Origin of the sequence: Cohnella sp. GCM10027633, assembly GCF_042675445.1 — a bacterium.
Taxonomy (GTDB): Bacteria; Bacillota; Bacilli; order Paenibacillales; family Paenibacillaceae; genus Cohnella.
Genome location: NZ_JBHTGV010000001.1, coordinates 343,210 through 362,535, shown reverse-complemented (window position 1 = coordinate 362,535; position 19,326 = coordinate 343,210). Strand labels below are relative to the sequence as shown.

17 protein-coding genes and 1 riboswitch are annotated in these 19,326 nt (G+C 59.0%); all 17 genes read left to right on the top strand.

Features of this window, described 5'->3' with window-relative positions:
* Nucleotides 1-27: 27 nt before the first annotated feature.
* Entirely contained in the window at nt 28-378 is a 351-nt protein-coding gene (locus tag ACFQZG_RS01495; RefSeq protein WP_378149377.1) for a PH domain-containing protein, read from the top strand.
* Nucleotides 379-579: 201 nt separating this feature from the next.
* The gene (locus ACFQZG_RS01490) at nt 580-1,746 is read left to right on the top strand and encodes a glucosaminidase domain-containing protein (protein WP_378149375.1); all 1,167 of its coding nucleotides are present in this window, start codon (nt 580-582) and stop codon (nt 1,744-1,746) included.
* Between the two features lie 280 nt (nt 1,747-2,026).
* Nucleotides 2,027-2,809: a glutamate racemase gene (gene murI, locus ACFQZG_RS01485; RefSeq protein WP_378149374.1), complete on the top strand. Its 783-nt coding sequence runs from the start codon at nt 2,027-2,029 to the stop codon at nt 2,807-2,809.
* A gap of 12 nt (nt 2,810-2,821) precedes the next feature.
* Complete coding sequence (locus ACFQZG_RS01480; protein WP_378149373.1) at nt 2,822-3,049, top strand: hypothetical protein; 228 nt, start codon at nt 2,822-2,824, stop codon at nt 3,047-3,049.
* Complete coding sequence (locus tag ACFQZG_RS01475) at nt 3,039-3,449, top strand: DUF2203 domain-containing protein (protein ID WP_378149371.1); 411 nt, start codon at nt 3,039-3,041, stop codon at nt 3,447-3,449. The genes ACFQZG_RS01480 and ACFQZG_RS01475 overlap by 11 nt, the downstream gene beginning before the upstream one ends.
* A 370-nt stretch (nt 3,450-3,819) precedes the next feature.
* A riboswitch (purine riboswitch) is annotated at nt 3,820-3,919 on the top strand.
* A 78-nt stretch (nt 3,920-3,997) separates the two neighbouring features.
* On the top strand, nt 3,998-4,957 hold the full coding sequence (locus tag ACFQZG_RS01470) for an EamA family transporter (protein ID WP_378149370.1): 960 nt from the start codon (nt 3,998-4,000) through the stop codon (nt 4,955-4,957).
* A gap of 344 nt (nt 4,958-5,301) precedes the next feature.
* A complete protein-coding gene (locus tag ACFQZG_RS01465) occupies nt 5,302-6,078 on the top strand; it encodes a sortase B protein-sorting domain-containing protein (RefSeq protein ID WP_378149368.1) in 777 nt (258 codons plus the stop codon).
* 87 nt (nt 6,079-6,165) lie between these two features.
* On the top strand, nt 6,166-7,026 hold the full coding sequence (srtB, locus tag ACFQZG_RS01460) for a class B sortase (RefSeq protein WP_378149367.1): 861 nt from the start codon (nt 6,166-6,168) through the stop codon (nt 7,024-7,026).
* A gap of 131 nt (nt 7,027-7,157) precedes the next feature.
* Nucleotides 7,158-7,583 (top strand): helix-turn-helix domain-containing protein, encoded by a 426-nt coding sequence (locus ACFQZG_RS01455; protein ID WP_378149366.1) that lies wholly within the window; start codon nt 7,158-7,160, stop codon nt 7,581-7,583.
* A gap of 16 nt (nt 7,584-7,599) precedes the next feature.
* Nucleotides 7,600-8,859 carry an MFS transporter gene (locus ACFQZG_RS01450; protein WP_378149364.1) on the top strand — a complete coding sequence of 420 codons (1,260 nt, stop codon included), beginning with the start codon at nt 7,600-7,602 and terminating at the stop codon, nt 8,857-8,859.
* 194 nt (nt 8,860-9,053) lie between these two features.
* Nucleotides 9,054-10,853 (top strand): sensor histidine kinase, encoded by a 1,800-nt coding sequence (locus ACFQZG_RS01445; protein WP_378149363.1) that lies wholly within the window; start codon nt 9,054-9,056, stop codon nt 10,851-10,853.
* Complete coding sequence (locus ACFQZG_RS01440) at nt 10,846-12,429, top strand: response regulator transcription factor (protein WP_378149362.1); 1,584 nt, start codon at nt 10,846-10,848, stop codon at nt 12,427-12,429. The genes ACFQZG_RS01445 and ACFQZG_RS01440 overlap by 8 nt, the downstream gene beginning before the upstream one ends.
* 175 nt (nt 12,430-12,604) lie before the next feature.
* On the top strand, nt 12,605-14,029 hold the full coding sequence (locus tag ACFQZG_RS01435) for a carbohydrate ABC transporter substrate-binding protein (RefSeq protein WP_378149360.1): 1,425 nt from the start codon (nt 12,605-12,607) through the stop codon (nt 14,027-14,029).
* Nucleotides 14,030-14,292: 263 nt separating this feature from the next.
* The gene (locus ACFQZG_RS01430) at nt 14,293-15,177 is read left to right on the top strand and encodes a carbohydrate ABC transporter permease (protein WP_378149359.1); all 885 of its coding nucleotides are present in this window, start codon (nt 14,293-14,295) and stop codon (nt 15,175-15,177) included.
* Nucleotides 15,177-16,016: a carbohydrate ABC transporter permease gene (locus ACFQZG_RS01425; RefSeq protein ID WP_378149357.1), complete on the top strand. Its 840-nt coding sequence runs from the start codon at nt 15,177-15,179 to the stop codon at nt 16,014-16,016. Before ACFQZG_RS01430 ends, ACFQZG_RS01425 begins: the two co-directional genes overlap by 1 nt.
* Nucleotides 16,017-16,022: 6 nt before the next feature.
* Nucleotides 16,023-17,783: a glycoside hydrolase family 35 protein gene (locus tag ACFQZG_RS01420; RefSeq protein WP_378149355.1), complete on the top strand. Its 1,761-nt coding sequence runs from the start codon at nt 16,023-16,025 to the stop codon at nt 17,781-17,783.
* A 33-nt stretch (nt 17,784-17,816) separates the two neighbouring features.
* The gene (locus ACFQZG_RS01415; protein ID WP_378149353.1) at nt 17,817-19,244 is read left to right on the top strand and encodes an alpha-L-fucosidase; all 1,428 of its coding nucleotides are present in this window, start codon (nt 17,817-17,819) and stop codon (nt 19,242-19,244) included.
* Nucleotides 19,245-19,326: the final 82 nt, after the last annotated feature.

The following is a 19,326-nucleotide window of genomic DNA, read 5'->3' as shown; positions in this document are numbered from 1 at the left end:
GAACCAATCTCAGGGAGAGATGCCGCCATGTCAACCGAAAGCACGTTGTGGGAAGGCAAGCCTTTTAACTACGGCATTCCGACGTTCACCCGTTACCGGATCACGGACCGCCGCTTGATCGTCGAGAGGGGCGTGTTCACGAAAAGGCGGGAGGAGATCCAACTGTACCGCATCCGGGACATCTCGCTGAAGCGGAGCTTGCTCGAGCGGCTATTGAAATTCGGCGATATTACGGTGCTGTCCACGGACACGAGCCACCCTTCGTACACGCTGAGGAACATCCGCGATAGCGTGAATATATCCGATATCCTGAGTCTCGCCGCCGAAAATTCCCGAATCAAAAACCGGGCGACCGAGGTAACGGAAGTGCAATCTTAATCTTCTCATCTTTTTCTCATCTTTCTAATGTGAGATTTCGCCGACAAAACCGCACAATCTTTTTACGGCCGATCCGCGCTTAGCGCGGATTTTTTATTGCGATGCGACAAATAAACAGACATTCGCCTCAGACCGTTTGACACGCTTTTCAACCGCTTCTAGGTACAATCTTGGTAACCTTAAAGCGAAGAGGTGGTAGGTTTGCGCAGCGAACATCGACAAAGCATCGCTTATTCGATAAGCGTCGTATTGCTATTGTGCCTGGGCTTCTACTTGTTGATCTCGATCTATGATCACGCGAACGCGGCTTCCGAAGCGCGGGTTCCAGCGGCGATCGCTTCTGAGAACCAACCGCAATCGACCCCGAGCGAGACGCCGACCGTATCTCCGCTCGCGGATTCGAATCCGACGGTCGCGGCCGATCCGGCCCCATCGACCCATCAGCCGCCAATCCAAATCTCGGCGCAGCCGCAAGAAGCGGCGACCGCTCCTCCCGTTACGCCCGCCCGAGCCGCTCTCGTTCTGCACGCCATGACGACGAACGAAACATACCCGGAATTACCCAAAACGCATACATACGAAACGACGGCTTACTTCCTCAACGTAAGAGAAGAGCCGTACGCCAAAGCGCGAATCGTTACCGTATTGGAGCAAGGAACGATCATCGAAGTACTCGAGACGACCGACAACGGCTGGCTGAAGCTGAATGACGGCGGCTACGTCCATGGCGGTTATGCCAAGCTGCTGGACGACGTCGTCAGAATCGCATCCTTCGATGCCCCTGCAGAGGCTTCAGAAGCTGCGTCCGAGAGCGCGTCCGCAAGCGAAACCGCTAACGAAACCGAGCGTATTTCCGAGCGTTCGACCGAGCGTAATGCCGCGGATGCGCCTTCGCAACAAGAAGCGGATAGCGCGGAGGAAGACGAAGAACCGAACAAACCTTCTTCGGCCGTAAGCTCCGATTCCGGACTGAGCGCAGAAGATATCGCGAACATTCTCGATGGAACCGATCTTGCGGGCGAGGGATTGGAAGAAGTCATTCTGGACGTCGAAGCGGAATACGGCGTCAACGCCTATTTCACGATCGCGGTCATGAAGCTCGAGAGCGGCAACGGCGAGAGCCGGCTCGCGAAGAATAAGAATAACCTGTTCGGCTTGAACGCCATCGCCGGCGACGCGTTCAACCAGGCGCTCAGCTTCGAGACGAAGGCGGATTGCGTGCGGAAATTCGGACAACTTATCGCGGACAATTACGTCGGCCGAGGCTACACGACGGTCGAGAAGATCGCGAAGAAGTATTGCCCCGCCAATTCGAAATGGCCGAGTCACGTCAAGACGATCATGAAGCGGGATTACGAACGAATATAACAGGGCGCCCATGGCGTCGTTAGCCGACTTCGGGTCGGCTTTTCCGCTATTCCGTGATCGCCGTCGCGGGGGCTTGCCTTATGCCTTCCCACGATGCCGAGCTATGTCGTATAATGGGGAAAATGGGTGCACCATTCATGAGGCCCGGAAGTATTGTGATAAAGTGCATCGTGCGATGAAGAACGCGCGCTCACGCGGGTAGGCAACCCTTGCTGCAATGCTGACATTCGCGTTATGCTTGCGACATCCATCACAACTAACCTTTAAGGAATCGATAGCTATGACGATCGGATTTTTCGACTCCGGCATCGGCGGGCTTACGGTGCTTGCCGAAGCGCTGCGCAAGCTGCCGAACGAGGACTATATCTATATCGCGGATACGCTGCACGTCCCATACGGAACGAAGCCGAAGGACGACGTGAAGGACTATATATTCGAATCGATCGAGACGTTGATGCAATACCACGTCGACGCGCTCGTGATCGCCTGCAATACGGCGACCAGCATCGCCGTGTCCGAGCTGCGCGAGACGTACGCGATACCGATCATCGGCATGGAGCCGGCCGTGAAGCCGGCCGTCGAGATGAACCGCGCGACGGGCAAGCGCGTGCTCGTGTTCGCGACGCCGCTCACGCTGCAGCAGGAGAAGTATTACGCGCTCGTCTCCAGGGTCGACGAGCAAGGCATCGTCGATTCGTTGCCTCTGCCCGAGCTTGTCCAATATTGCGAAGCGCTGCAGTTCGATAGGCGCGTCATGGCCGAATATTTCCGCGCGAAGCTCGCGCCGTACGACTTGAACGAATACGGCATCGTCGTGCTCGGCTGCACGCATTATCCGTTCTACGCCGATATTCTGCGCGATGTGCTGCCTCCGCATATCGGCATCGTGGACGGCAGCGCCGGCACCGTCAGACGTCTCGCGGCGATGCTGCATCGCTACGGGATAGCGGAAAGCCAAGGCAGCGGGAAGGTGAAGCTGCTGAGCACGAGCGGTGACCCGGCATACGCGGAGAAGATGCGCGCGGCGCTCGACCTGTTGCTCGGCAACAAAATCTATTCATAGGGGATTACGCCGATGAATATGCCTGAAGAGAGCCGTTGCGCGGTCAAGCGAACGGGTATCGTCCTGTCCGCGGGACCGGACGGGACGCTGCTCGAGATCGAAGGAAAGCAGGTTGCCGTTCCGGCGGCCAAACGCGATCCTTCCGTTCGGACAGGCGATCGCGTCGGGTGGAACGGCGAACGCTGGATCGTCCTGCAAGACGAAGTCGGAATACCGGGAGGAACGGCGAGTGGAAGCTAGATTGTTCACGCCGAGCGAAGCGAACGAGCTGCTGCCTAAGCTTCGGGAGGAGTTGGCCAAGTTGCAGGCGCTCTTGAGCGATATTGAGAGCCAGCAACAGGAATTGAAACGCGCGAAGAGCGTTCATCGTTCGCCTTCTAACGGGAACGGCGACGGCGATCCGTTCTTCCTGATGGAGAGCCGAATCGATTTCATGAGGATGGAAGCGCAACTGCTGATCGACAACTTCGCGAGAGCTGGCGTGCTGCTGAAGATGGTGCAGCCGGGCTTGCTCGACTTCCCGTCGGTCATCGACGGAGAAGAAGCGTTGCTATGCTGGAAAGAAGGCGAAGAGCGGATCACGCATTATCACGGCTGGCAGGACGGGTTCGCCGGACGCAAGCCGTTGCCGGAGATTTAGAATATGGAATAAGTACGTAACGTTCCCTCCGAAGCCTTCCATTCATTGTGGATGGGGACGCAACGCTTAGAAGATATATAAGCTTTTTCATATGCATTTTCTAGATGGATGTTTAATTTTCAAATTCTGCATGAAATTTCATCTACAATTTGAGTGGATGAAATTTCTTCTCGATTTCTGTATGAAATTTCAAGTATAATCGGTTTTTGTGTGTATCCGCCGCGTTTCTACATGAAATATCGCACTCTTGTCGTGGTCTCTTCGGATTCCTTACGGATTACATGAACAATGGATCGACTTCCCTCCGATTGCTATTGACAATCGCGGGAGGCTAACGTAATATACGACCTGTTGCAGTTGATCGAACGGACGCCAATCGCATATCGAACATCGTATAACCCCACGACCATAGGGTGGGGGTTTCTACGGGAAGCCTTAACTTCCTAACTACGATACCGGAAACGTCTTACGACGTCCGGTGTCGCGGTTAGGGAGTTTTTTGTTGGTCCGGACAACTTAGATTCGACGAAAAAGGAGTACGAGAACGAATGAAATATAATATCGCCGTATTGCTCGGCGCGATCTGTTACGGCATCTTATCGACGATCGTCGTCAAAGCGTACGAACACGGCTATACGCTAGGCGAAGTGGTCGGAAGCCAATTACTGGCGGGCTGCGCGCTGGCTTGGGCGCTCGCGTTCGGCGCGAAGCGCTTGCGAGGCCGGAAGCGGGGGGCCGGCTCGAACGTCTCGGAGACGTCGCCGTCCGATGCTCGCCTTTCCTGGAAGCAGCGGCTCACGCTGCTCGCCGCGGGGACGCCGTCCGCCATTACGGGACTGCTGTACTACGAATCGCTTAAGACGATCTCGAACTCGCTCGCTATCGTGCTGCTGTTCCAATTCACGTGGATCGGCGTATTGTTCCAAGCGATCGGAAGCCGCAAGCGCCCGAACAAGCTGACGCTCCTTACGCTCGCGGTGCTGTTCGGAGGCACGCTGCTCGCCGCGGGAATCGTCGAGCATAGCGGGACTTCGTTCAACGGCAAGGGCGTGCTGCTCGGCCTTGCGTCCGCCGTCAGCTATTCGTTGTTCATTCTGGTGAGCGGCAAGGCGGTTCCGCATGCTTCCCCGGCGTCCCGCAGCGCGTGGATGTCTACGGGCGGCTTGCTGCTCGCGTTCGCGGTGTTCCCGCCGACGTATTTGTTCGACGGCACGTTCGCGGGGCCGCTGGCGCTATTCGGCCTATTGCTCGGTTTCTTCGGCGCATTCCTGCCTCCGGTGCTGTACACGTACGGCGTGCCGCGCATCGGAGGGGGGATGGCCGGCATTCTCGGCGCGGCGGAGCTGCCCGTCGCGGTGTTGCTGTCCGCCGTCGTCCTGCACGAGAGCGTGAGCTCGCTGCAATGGTTCGGCGTCGCGCTCGTCCTGGCCGGCGTCGCCTTGCCGGAGCTCGTCAAGAGCTTTCGCGGACCGAGGCCGTTAGACACGCGCGGCGTATCCGCTTCCTGACGCGATAGATCAAGTTCTTACGAAATCGAACCCCATCGTCCACTTGAATGTGGATGGCGGGGTTCTTTTGCTTGTTCCCTCACTGCATAGAATCGCGCACGATTCGCGTAAGAATGCAACTCTACATGTAACCGCTTTACAATTAGTATAAAAGTGAGAATATGCCAATTAAACGATCGATAACGCCGATATTCTCGACCGTTGCAGGGGGTGGCGACAACTCATTATTGCGGCAAGGGCAGCATGAGCGACTCGAAGGGGACGCGGGACGATAACGATCGCCTCTCGGCCCGTACGTAAGGTGCACATCTGATTGAACCCATTATGAGGAGGCCTTTTATTACATGAGAACCCTTGGCAAAGCACGCAAATTCACCGTATCGATATTGCTCGCGCTTGCGCTGACGCTGGCGGCGGGAATGTCCGCCATGGCCGCCGAAGGCGACCTGGTATACGATAACTACGATCGCTCCGATCTGAAGGACTTCGCGAGCTCGGGCGCCAACGCGGCTTGGGCGGACGGCAACGCGGGCAAGGGAGCTTCGATCGACGGCAACGCGCTGAAGCTCGAATTCGGCAGCCAAGGCTGGTTCGGATCCGGCGGCGGCATCGACGCCAGCACTTACAAATACCTCGTCATTCGCGCGAAAGGCGCGGCAGGCGGAGAAGGCGGCGCGTTCGATCTGAACTACGCGGTCGGTCCGGACGTGAAGACGACGGGCAAAGCGTTCTCGGATCTCGTCGGTCCGTCCGGCGATAAGCTGCCTGCCGTCACGAAGGATTTCCAGGATCTCGTCATCGATCTTGCCGCGAACGGCATCGACAAAGGCATTCAAGGATTCCACTTCAACTTCCACGACGGCGCTAGCGGCACGCTCTGGATCGACTCGATCTCGTTCACGAACAGCGCGCCGGGCGCCGCGGCAGAAGAACCGGCAGCGGAAGAACCGGCGGCGGAAGAGCCTGCGACGACGGACGATTCGGGCGCCGAAGCGCCTGCGGCCGAGCCTAACCCGCAAACCGGAGACGCGACGAACCTGTCCCTGTACGTGACGTTGGCCGCGATCTCCGGCGCCGCTGCGCTGCTGATGGCGTTCAAAGCAAGAAGAGCCGGCCGGTAAGCTCGGCGATACGACAAGCTAACGGAAAGTCCGCATAAGCCGATTCGGTCTATGCGGATTTTGCCGTTCGCGGAAGGAGGAGCGCGCATGCTCGCATGGATACGGAAGTACGGATACGTCGCCGCCAGCGCGGGAGCGCTCATTGTTTTCGCGGCATCGATGGCGTCGATCTTCGGGTATTACGCGGATACCCGCTCGGCCAAGTCGCAGATGGAGCAAGCAAGGACGCTGTATCGCGCCGAGGAGCCGACCGTCGAACGCGCCGAAGCGGATCCCCGACCGCCTGCCGAAGTCGTCGCGCCCGCGCCATCGTCTGCGGCAACGAAACCCGAAACCGTCGCGGCGCAATCGCCGTTCGATCCCGACGCCGTCCGGAAGCTGATCGTGCAAGACCGGTTCAAGCCGCTGCTTAACAAGAACGCCGACACGGTCGGCTGGCTGACGATCGCGGGCACGAGCATCGATTATCCGGTCGTGCAAGCGGAAGATAACGCGTATTACTTGCGCAGAGATTTCGAGCGCGATAGTAACGTGACGGGCAGTATATTCATGGATTACCGGAACGATATCGGGCAGCAAGAGAAGCATTGGATTCTATACGGCCATTACATGAAGGAAGAGATCATGTTCAAGGGGCTGCTGAAATACAGGGACGAAGCGTATTATCGCGAGCATCCGATCGTGACGTTCGATACGCTGTACGGCGACCAACAATGGCTCGTCTTCTCCGCTTACGATACGAACGCGGACGAGGATTACATCCGCACCGTATTCGATCGCGAAGATGAGTTCGCGGCTTTCGCGTCGGTATTAAAGTCGAATTCGCTGTACGATACGGGCGTCGAGGTCGGCGCGGGAGACCGGGTACTCACCCTGTCTACTTGCTCGCGGACCGAAGAAGGCGGCCGGTTCACCGTGCATGCGAAGCTGGTTACCGGCGCATCCTAACCTCGAGAAGAAGTAAATACATACGGGTATAAAGGAATTTATTATGCATAAAAGTTAACGTTGACGTTAACGTTACTAAGGGTGTATGATAATCCTCGTTGGTTCATAATCGGGGACGGAGGGAGGCAGACATGGATAAATTCAAGATCGACGACGTCGCCAAGGAAAGCGGCGTAACGAAACGTACGATTCGGTATTACGAAGAGATCGGGCTGCTGTCTCCGCCGGAGAGAACGGGCGGCGGCATGCGCCTTTACACGCGCGAAGACATCGAGCGGCTGAAGCAGATCGTGAACGCGAGGGACGTGCTCGGGTTCACGCTGCAGGAAATCATCGAGTACGTGAACATTCGCAAAGAACTCGAAGGGCACAAGCAAGCGTATTTCGAATCCGACGAGGCGGCCCGCAAGCACGAGAAGCTGATCGAGGTCAAGATCATGCTCGGCAAGCAACTGGCGCTCATCGACCAGAAGCTCGAGAAGATGGCGGAGATCCGCAACGACACCGAGCGCTCTTACCGGAAAGTGTGCGACGCCATCGACAAATACACAACTTAGAGGAGTTCGACCCGCAATGGCTACTACCGCTGTACGCAAGCAATCCCATGCTCACGCGGCTCCGCTGCAACCGGAGAACGCGAGCATGTTCAATCAACCGAAGGCGGTATGGGCGGTCGTGTTCGCCTGTATTATCGCCTTCATGGGTCTTGGTCTCGTCGACCCGATTCTGCCCGAGATCGCCAAGGAATTCGGCGCGACGCATGCCGACGTCACGCTGCTGTTCACGAGCTACAACGCGGTCATGGCCATCGCGATGCTGATAACCGGCGTCGTATCCGCGAAGCTCGGCGCGAAGCGGACGCTCATGTCCGGCATCGTCATCATTGCGTTATTCTCCGCGCTGGGCGGGCTGTCCGACGGCGTCATGTCGCTCGTCTGGCTGCGCGCGGGCTGGGGACTCGGCAACGCGCTGTTCGTCGCGACGGCGCTCGCGGCGGTGGTCTCGTTGTCCCGCACCGGCGTCGCCAAGTCGATTATCTTGTTCGAAGTCGCGGTCGGCCTCGGCATTTCCGTAGGCCCGCTGCTCGGCGGAGAGCTTGGCGCCATCTCTTGGCGCGGTCCGTTCTTCGGCGTCGCCGGCTTGATGATACTCGCCTTCTTCCTGGTGCTCGTGCTCATGCCGTCGGCGAACAAGAAGACGCCCGCCGCGGCGATCGCGAAGAAGAAGGCGTCGCTGGCCGATCCGTTCCGCGCGCTCAAGTTCCGCGCGCTGCGCGACTTCGGCATCGCCGCGTTCCTGTACAACTTCGGCTTCTTCACGCTGCTCGTCTACGCCGCGCTCGTGCTGAGCCACCTGGGCCTGGACACGCACGGCCTCGGATACGTATTCTTAGGCTGGGGATTGTTGCTCGCGTTCACGTCGGTGTTCATGGCGCCTAAGCTGCAGAAGAGGTCGGGCACGATCGCGTCGATGTGCTGGCAGCTGTTGCTGTTCGCGGTCACGCTGTTCGTCATGGCGAGCTTCACGGAATCCAAAACCGTCCTCATCGTCTGCGTTATCCTGTCCGGCGCGTTCCTCGGCAACAACAATACGCTCATCACGACGGCCGTCATGAACGCGGCGCCGGTCGAGCGTCCGACCGCTTCCGCCGCGTACAGCTTCCTTCGGTTCATCGGCGGAGCGATCGCGCCGTACTTGGCCGGCAAGCTCGCGGAATGGTACAACCCGGAGATGCCTTTCATCGTCGGAGGCGCTTGCGTGCTGCTATCGGTCCTGTTCTTGCTGATCGAGCGGAAGCATCTCGCGCACGTCGATCAAGCCGAGGCGCACTAACCTCGCGCGGCTTCGTTAACCCTAAGAACGACATGCCCCGTCTTCCGCTTGCCTAAGCGGACGGCGGGTTTTTTGCGCGCGGCGCGGGCTGATCGTTCGAGAGCAAGACGGTTCCATTCCGTCCGGAGTATGTTTATAATTAACGTTCATCGGAACCGTAAACGCACGCGTGCGATTCATAGGGGGACTAAGGCATGGCGGACAACATCATCGGCACGATCAAGCGGCACCCCGGGTTATTGCGGCGGCTGTCCATTAAGCGCAGGCTGTTGATCGCCTTCTTGATCACGTCGCTCTTGCCGGTATTGCTGGTCGCGATCTATTCGAACTTCCGCTACGAGGTGTCGATATCGGACAAGCTGAGCTCGTACTCGCTGCAGGTGCTGTCCGAGAGCGCGATCAACGCCGCGCGGGAGCTGCAGCAGTACGAGACGCTCAGCGAGACGATCATTATCAACGACGCGGTGCAGACGGGTCTGGCGAACTTCTCCCGGATGACGGACTACGAGCAGAGCCAGGCGATTACCGCGGTCAAGGACGCGCTCGGGGAGCAAGTGTTCCGTCTGAGCAACTTGTCCAACGTCGTCATTCTGACGAACGAAGGAGTTCCGTTCTACGATCTCGGTTACGAACTATATCCGAACGATCAAATCCTGAATTCGCTCAACGGACTCGGCCGCGCGCAAGGCAACATGAAATGGACCTATCTCAGGTCGAACCGCGATTCCGATAAAATCGCGCTTAGCCGCATTATCTATTCCGCGGACAACCTGAACGAGAAGCTCGGTTATCTCGTCATCGTCATCGACGAGCAAGTGTTCTCGCGCAACACGTACGAGCACGTCGATCTCGGTACCGATAGCAGTCTGTATATCGTCGACGGCAACGGCGTCGTCGTTTCGTCGGTCGACCCCGACATTCCGCATGGCGACACGTTCGCCCAGGAAGACGTGTTCGCGAGCGTGCACGGCGGCGCCGGCAAGACGTTCTACGCGACGGTGGACGGACAGCGGACGCTCGTAGGCAGCGCCTACATCCGGTCCGCCGATTGGTATATGATCGGACTCATCCCGCATGCCTATATTATCTCGGAGCTGTCGGCGATCCGCGGCAGCCTCATCTATATTTGCATCGTTATCGTGCTGTTGTCCGGGGTGCTCGCCTTGTGGATCTTCCAGAGCATCGGCAACCCGATGCGCGACCTGCTGCAATACGCGAAACGCGTCAAGATGGGCCACTTGGAGACGCGCCTGGACATTTCGTACCCGGACGAGATGGGAAAGCTCACGGAGACGATCGATCAGATGGTCGTGAGGCTCAAGCAGCTGATCTATCAGGTCGGGGAGGAGCAACAGGCGAAGAGGGAAGCGGAGCTGAAAATGCTGCAAGCGCAAATCAATCCCCACTTCCTGTTCAATACGCTGAATTCGCTGAAATGGAGCGCCATGATGAGCGGGAACGAAGTCGTCGAGCAGGGCATCGGCTCGTTGTCGGAGCTGCTGCGCAACACGATACTCGTGAAGGAAGAGATGATTCCGCTCGAGAAGGAGATCGAGAACCTGCTTCATTATTCGGTCATCCAGCGAATCCGGTACGGCGATTCGTTCAAGCTCAATTGCCGCATCGCGGACGATCTGCTGTACAGCTGCCTCGTTCCGCGGTTCATCATGCAGCCGATCGTCGAGAATTCGATCATCCATGCAGGCGGCGGAGACGGACGCCGCGTGACGATCGACGTGGACGGCTCGCGGACGGACGACGCGCTGTTGCTGCGCATCGCGGACGACGGCAAAGGCTTCGACATGAACGAGTTGCCGGCGCGCAAGCATTCGCACGACAAGCTGTCCGGCATCGGCATCGCCAACGTGGACGAGCGGATCCGGCTGTACGTCGGGCCGCAATACGGGCTGCAAACCCGCAGCCGGCCGAACGAAGGCACCGAGACGATTCTGAAGCTGCCGATTATCCGGAAAGAAGGGAAAGCCGATGTATAAAGTCATCATCGTGGACGACGAGATGATCGTCCGGCACGCGGTACACTCGCTTATCAAGTGGGAAGGGGGCCGGTTCGAGCACGCAGGCTCGGCGTCCAGCGGCGTATCCGCGCTCGAGCTGGCGGGCCGGACGAGTCCGGACATCGTCATTACCGACATCAAGATGGCGGAGATGGACGGTCTCGAGCTCATTAAGCAGCTGACCGCGAGCGGGTTCGACGGCGAAATTCTCGTCCTTAGCAACTATAACGACTTCGAGCTCGTCCGCGAAGCGCTGAAGTGCGGCGCCCACGACTATATGCTGAAGCTGACGCTGAAGTCGGATAGCTTCATGCAGGCGCTCGAGGAGATGGCGACGAAGCTGGACGGCAGAAGGACACGCGGCATTCAGGCAGCCTCTTCTGCGCGCGATCCGAGAACCGATAAGGCGGAGAAGCTGCGGGAATGGCTCGCGCGGACGGACGCCGGAGAAGGGCAATCGGAGTCGCGGGCAGCGCCGGAGCAGGACATGCGTCTACGGTGGTATTCGTTCATCTTCTGCCGGTTGGAGAGCGATGCCCGGGGCATCCAAGAAGCCGATGCGGGAGACAAGCTCGAGAAGGTGGCGGACGAGCTGCTCCCGGGACGCGAGGTGCTCGCGATCGTTCGGACGAACGCGAACCGATACGTCATGGCCGCGGCGGTGCCGGTATCGTCGGCCGCGCTCGTTCCGGAAGAGCTCGCCCAGCGCATGATCCGGCTTGCGGAGATGTATTACGGCTATGCGTTCAGCGTCGTATACGGACGCGAGGCGCAGTCTTTCCATGCGCTCGCCGATCAGCTGCACGCGAGCCGGAAGGCGGAGGAGCTTCGTTTCTACGCCCGGTTCAAGGAGGGGGCTCTGCCGAACGCCTTGGCGGCGAGAGACGAGGGGGAGGAGTTCCTCGAAGCGGAAGCGAGATTCAAGTCGAGCCTGCGCGGCTCGGGAAGCCTCGCGATCGAGTTGTGGACGGAGAGCGCGCTGCTGCTCGCGGAGATCGCCGCGAAACAGCTCGTCCATCCGCGCACGCTGAAGCGCGCCGTCGTCGGCGGCATCTGGAACGTGGCGAACGCCGCCGCCTTCGGTACGGACAACCCTTGGAACGAGAAGGCATGGGTCGAGAAGATCGAGGCGGCGGATTCCGATACGCAGCTCATGATCCTCATCCGCGAGCTGTCTGACGAGATCTACGAGACGCTCGGCAGGGCGACGAAACACGGGGCGGTGCGGGAGGAAATCCGGCAAGCGCTCGCCTACCTGGACAAGCGTTACGCCGAGCGGATCTTCATCTCGGACGTCGCGGCGCACGTTGGGTTGTCCGAGCCGTATTTGTGCCACGTGTTCAAGACGGAGACCGGCATGAGCATCCTGACCCGGCTGAACGAAATCCGGATGGTCAAGGCGCACGAGCTGCTCGCGACGGGCAATTACCTGATCAAGCAAGCCGCAGCGGAAGTCGGCATTCCCGATCCGTTCTACTTCAACCGCCTGTTCAAGAAGCGGTTCGGCATTTCGCCGAAGAACGTCAAGAAGGCGCCTCGGGCGGAAGATGTATGATTTTAAGATCGAAAGCAAAAACGGACAGGTTTGACCCGCGCGATCATCCGCGCCGGGCAAGCCTGTCCGTTCGGGCGTAAAATCGTCCATGAACATCCGCTAGTTTGTTCATATGGGCCGAACCCCGCGAATTCTATAATGAAAACATTACAAACGAAAGGGGTCATTCGTTTCAATGAACAACAAACGCTTAACCGTTCTGTCCGGCATCATCGCGCTGTCCGTAATCGCGACGGCTTGCGGATCGAACAACGACAACGGCAACTCCGCCGCTTCTCCATCCGCATCGCCGTCCGCATCCGCTTCTGAAAGCGCTTCTGCGGGCACGAAGACGTTCGCGGATCCCGATCTGAACGTCGCCGTCTTCCAGGGCGGGTACGGACGGGAATATTGGGACAGCATCGCTGCAGCGTTCATGAAAGATTATCCCGGCACCAAGATCAACATCACGGCCAGCCCGAAAATCGGCGAGCTCGTCCGTCCGAAGATCGTCGCGGGCAACCCGCCGGACTTCATGTACATCGCGGGCAGCGACAACACGCCGATCCTCGACGGCCTCATCAAAGACAAGGCGCTGCTCGACCTGACCGACGTATTCGACGGCGAAGCGCTCGAAGGCGGCGTGCCGCTCAAGACGAAAATCCTGTCGGGCGTTCTGCAATCCCGCGCTAGCGCGCCGTACGGCGACGGCCATGTGTACCTTGCGCCTTACAACTTCGGCGTCATGGGCCTCTGGTACAATAAAGCGTTGTTCGACGGCAAGAGCATCGCCCCGCCGAAGACGTGGGACGAAATGTTCGCCGCTACCGCGATCGCCAAAGAAAACGGCCGTTCGCTGTTCACGTACCAAGGCTTGTACCCGGGTTACCTCGAAGAAATGATCGTTCCGGCGATCTTCAACGTCGGCGGCCAGGATGCGCTGGACCAATTCTTCGACTTCGATCCGGAGTTCTGGAAGAGCGATACGTACAAGCAAGTATGGGGCCTGCTCGAGAAAATCGCCACGACGGACGACGCTCTCATGAAGGGAACGGTCGCCCTCAACCATACGCAATCCCAAACGGCGTTCCTGCAAGGCAAAGCGATGTTCATCCCGAACGGCACGTGGTTCGAGGACGAGATGAAGGACGCGCCTCGCGAAGACGGCTTCCAATACGGCTTCCTCGGCGTACCGGCATTCAACGCCGACCAGCACGCTTCCGCGCTGACGAACGTAGAGCAAATGGTCATCCCGGCGAAAGCGAAAAACCCGGAGCTGGCGAAGGAATTCCTCAAGTACCTGTACACGGAGAAGAGCGTCAAGCTGAACGCCGAGAAAGCGAAAAGCGTTCTCGCGGTCGTCGGCGCGCCGGATCTCGTGAAGGACTCGCTGTCGGAAACGACGTATAACATTTACAAAGCGGTAGACAGCGGCATGATCGCCATCAACGGTTCGTTCAAGTCGGTCGCGAAGGGCAGCAAGTACAATCCGAGCGACGAAGTGTACAAGCCGATTTCCTCCATCATGAGCAAGCAAATGACGCTCGACGAGTACAGCGCCAAGCTGTACAAAGTATATACCGAAATCCGCGCCGAGCTTGAGAAGAGCGGAGCGCAATAATTGATTCGAGATCCCATGAACAACCTGCCGAGCGAACGCCGCCGGCAGGTTGTTTTCGTACGGGGAGCGACGGCGCCGACAGAAACCTGTACGATTTTACGATTTCGGACGAGCGCAAGCGGCGGACGCCGGCGCAAGGAAGAACATGTCCGCCATCGCTTAAAATCGTCCATGAACATTCGCTCTTTTGTTCATTGGGAGCGCCGCCTTCCGAACTTATAATGAGAACAATCAGAACGAAAACGAAAGGAAGGCCGACACCAATGACGATGAAGACGCGGAGGGGACTGTTCATCGCCGCATGCCTGTTACCGGGGATCGTGCTGTTCTGCCTCTTCAAAGTGTACCCGACGGTTCAAATTTTCCAGAAGTCGCTGTACTTGTGGACGGGTCTAAGCGACAAGCCCACGTTCATCGGGCTGCAAAATTTCAGGGATATGTTCCATGACGATACGTTCCTGCTGGCGCTCCGGAACACGGGCTTCCTCATGCTCGTCGTGCCGGTCTGCACGCTGCTGCTCGCGCTCGTCAACGCTTCGCTGCTCGCGAAGTCCAAGCTGAAGGAAAAAGGGTTCTACCGGACCGTCTTCTTCTTCCCGAGCATTCTGTCGTTCGTCGTCGTCTCGATTCTATGGTCGTTCATCTACCATCCGACGATGGGCTTCATGAACGCCGGACTCGAAGCGATCGGCCTGGACGAATGGGCGAAGCCGTGGCTCGGCGACCAGAGGACGGTGCTATGGGCGCTGGCCGTGACGATGATCTGGCAAGCCGCCGGCTATTACATGGTCATGTACATGGCGGGCATCGACGGCATATCGCCGGAGCTGTACGAGGCGGCCGATTTGGACGGCGCGACGAAGTTCCAGCAATTTTACAAGATCACGGTTCCGATGCTGTGGGAGATCATTCGCGTCACGATTATTTTCAGCATCAACGGCGTCCTGAACATCAGCTTCATCCTCGTCGCCGTTATGACGGCCGGTGGGCCGGACCGCCACTCGGAGGTCGTTATGACGTACTTGTACAGCCAAGCGTTCACGAACTCGAACTTCGGCTACGCGATGGCGATCGGCGTGTTCATCTTCCTCGTCTCGATGGTGCTCGCGCTCTTGAGCCATAAGTTGACCGAAAGGAGCGAGAGCTAATGACCGCGACCAAATCGATCGTAGGGAAGACGCTATTGCGCATATTCTTGATCGCCCAAGCCGCGATCGTCATCTATCCGCTGCTGTGGAACGTCTTGGCGTCGCTCAAGACGAACGCCGAAGTGATGGAGAGTCCTTGGAAGCTGCCTAAGGGGCTGCAATGGAGCAACTTCTCGGACGCTTTCTCGAAGGCGCACATCGGCGACTACATGCTTAACTCCGTTCTCGTCGTCATTCTATCGATGATCGTCCTGCTCGTCGCCGCGGTTCCGACCGCGTACGTGCTGGGCAGAATGGCGTTCGTCGGCCGTTCGTTCTTCACGTACTTCTACATGGCGGGCCTGTTCATCGGCGGCGTCTACATCATCGTTCCGTTGTTCATCTTCATGAACAGCATGAACATGCTCGACAACCGGTTCTGGCTAAGCGCCGTGTACGCGACGGGCAGCCTGCCGTTCTCCGTGTTCCTGCTCACCGGGTTCATGAAGTCGATTCCGAAAGACTTCGAGGAATCTGCTATGATTGACGGATGCGGGTACTGGAGCACGCTGTTCCGGATCATCGTGCCGATGGCGCGTCCCGGCATCATCACGCTCGTCGTATTCGGCTTCTTCGACTTCTGGAACGAATACGTGCTCGCGATGACGTTCATTACGGACGACGCCAAGAAGACGATTCCGGTCGGCCTGAACAACCTGATGCAGATCCAGCAGTACGCGACCGACTGGGGCTCGCTGTTCGCGGGACTCGTCATCGTGCTCGTGCCGACGATCGTCATCTACGCGCTCTTGCAACGCAAGCTGACCGAGGGCATGATGCTCGGCGGCGTGAAAGGATAATGGGATATGGCGACATTCGGAACGCAAGGAGATCAGTTCGTCTATAACGGCGAACCGATCCGTATTCTATCGGGCGCGATTCATTACTTCCGCGTCGTGCCCGAGTATTGGGAAGACCGGCTGCTGAAGCTCCGGGCTTGCGGCTTCAACACGGTGGAGACGTACGTTCCCTGGAACGGACACGAGCCTCGCAAGGGGGAATTCGCGTTCGAAGGGTTGTACGATATCGAGAAATTCGTGCGGCTCGCGGGCAGCCTCGGCTTGCACGTCATCGTGAGGCCGAGCCCGTACATTTGCGCGGAATGGGAGTTCGGCGGACTGCCGGCTTGGCTGCTCGCGGACGACAACGTAAGGCTTCGCTGCTACGATCCGGCTTATTTGGCGCACGTCGACGCGTACTACGACGAGCTGCTGCCGCGGCTGAAGCCGCTGCTCTGCACGAACGGCGGTCCGATCGTCGCGCTGCAGATCGAGAACGAATACGGCAGCTACGGCAACGATAAAAGCTACTTGGCATACATTCGCGACGCGATGACGAGCCGCGGCATGGACGTGCTGCTGTTCACTTCCGACGGGCCGGAAGACCACATGCTGCAAGGCGGCATGGTCGACGGCGTTCTGGCGACGGTCAACTTCGGCTCTCAGCCTGCCGAAGCGTTCCGCAAGCTGCGCGAATACCGCGCCGACGGACCGCTTATGTGCATGGAGTTCTGGAACGGCTGGTTCGACCATTGGATGGAGCCGCACCAGACGCGGCCCGCGGACGACGTCGCGCGAACGCTGGACGAGATGCTGGGCGAAGGCGCGTCGGTCAACTTCTACATGTTCCACGGGGGCACGAACTTCGGCTTCTTGAACGGAGCGAATCATATCAAGGCGTACGAGCCTACCGCGACCAGCTACGATTACGACACGCTGCTCGCAGAATCCGGCGAGCCGACGGAGAAGTTCTACGCGGTGCGGGCCGTGCTGGAGAAGTACGCGGCGCTGCCGCCGCTGGAGCTGCCGGCGCCGATCGCGCGCAAGGCATACGGCAGCGTGGAGCTGCGAAGGGAAGCGGGCTTGTTCGATAAGCTGGGCAGCTTGTCCGTTCCGGTTCGCCGGACGAATCCCGAGCCGATGGAGAAGGTCGGCCAAGCCTATGGCTATATCGTCTATTCGACGTTCGTGACGGGACCTCGGTCCGGGCAGTTGCTGACGATACAGGACGTTCGTGACCGCGCGCTCGTCTATGCGAACGGCCGATACGTCGGCAAGGTCGAGCGGTGGAACCCGCAGCCGTTGCCGCTCGAAGTGCCGGCGGAAGGGTTGCGACTCGATATTCTTGTGGAAAATATGGGGCGCGTCAACTACGGACCGCTGCTGCGCGATCGCAAGGGCATTACCGAGGGCGTGCGGATCGACAACCAGTTCCTGTACGATTGGACGATCTATCCGCTGCCAATGGAATCGGTCGTCGGAGGGGATGTCGAAGGGGACCGGAACGCGGGGAGCGAGACCGAGAGCGGCGAGCAACCGGCGTTCTACCGGGGTACGTTCACGGTCGAGAAAACCGCGGATACGTTCCTTCGGTTGGACGGCTGGACGAAGGGCAACGCGTACGTGAACGGGTTCAACCTAGGGCGGTATTGGGAAGCCGGTCCGACGAAGACGTTATATGTTCCGGGACCTTTGCTACGCGAAGGAGACAACGAGCTCGTCGTGTTCGAGCTGCATGGCACGGCTTCGCCGGTCGTTACGCTGACGGACGAAGCGGACTTGGGCTGACGGAATCGATAGACAGAAGGAGGCAGTGCTTGCATGGGCGTTACGGCATGGGAAGCGGCGCGGATCGTTCCGTCGCCGAGGCAGTTAGCGTGGCAGGAGACGGAATTTTACTCGTTCATACATTTCACGATGAACACGTTCACGGACCGGGAGTGGGGGGACGGGCAGGAGTCGCCGTCTCTCTTCGCTCCGACGGAGCTCGACGCGAAGCAATGGGTCGACGCGTGCGTCTCGGCGGGGATGAAGGGACTTATTCTCACTTGCAAGCATCATGACGGCTTCTGCTTGTGGCCGAGCGAATATACGGATCATTCGGTCAAGAACAGTCCTTGGAAAGCCGGACGGGGCGATCTCGTGCGCGAGGTGGCGGACGCTTGCCGCGAAGCCGGGCTGAAGTTCGGCATCTATGTCTCTCCTTGGGACCGCCATGAACGATCGTATGGCGATTCGGAGCGATACAACGCCTACTTCGTCGCGCAATTGCGAGAGCTGCTGACGGGATACGGCGAGCTGTTCTGCGTCTGGTTCGACGGCGCTTGCGGCGAAGGGCCGAACGGCAAGCGGCAGCAGTACGACTGGGACGCGTATTACGGCGTCATCCGCGAGCTGCAGCCGGGCGCGGTCATCTCCGTATGCGGACCGGACGTCCGCTGGTGCGGCAACGAAGCGGGTCATACTCGCAACGTCGAATGGAGCGTCGTGCCGGCGAGCCTGCGGGATAACGAGAAGATCCAATCCGCGTCGCAGCAAGCCGACGACGGGACGTTCGCGAAGCGGCTCGGCACGGACGAGGAAGATCTCGGCAGCCGCGCGGTGCTGGCGGCGGCCGAGAGCGCGGTCTGGTATCCGGCGGAAGTGAATACGTCGATCCGTCCGGGCTGGTTCTATCACGCGGCCGAAGACGAGCAAGTGAAATCGGTCGACGAGCTGTTCGATCTGTACGAGCGGACGGTCGGCGGCAACTCGACGTTCCTGCTCAACTTGCCGCCCGACCGGCGCGGTTTGATCCACGAGAACGACGCTCGGCGCATGCGGGAGCTCGGAGAGCGTATCGCCCGGAGCTACCGGCAGGATCTGGCGACGCGCGCGACGGTCGCGGCTACGATGTCGTTGGACGACGCGCATGGCGCAGAACGGCTGACGGACGGCAGCCACGGTACGTACTGGAGAACGCCGCAAGGGGCGGAGGAAGCCGAGATCGTGTTGCGATGGGACGAAGCCGCGTCGTTCGACCGGATCGTGCTGATGGAGCAGATCGCGGAAGGCCAACGCATCGAACGGTTCGCGCTGGAGTACGGTGACGGGGAGAGCTGGTATCCGCTGTACGAAGGTCAGGTCGTCGGGTATAAGCGCATTTGCCGGTTCGAGCAGGTGTCCGCGTCCGCCGTTCGGCTGCGGATTCTCGAATCCCGGATGTATCCGACGCTGCGCCGGTTCGGCGTCTATCGGACAGAGGCGTAAGCGGAATATCGCGTTCATCGACAGGACCGTTCCTTAGGGAAACGGTCTGTTCGTCGTTCCCGAAAGGAAAAAGATTGACCGC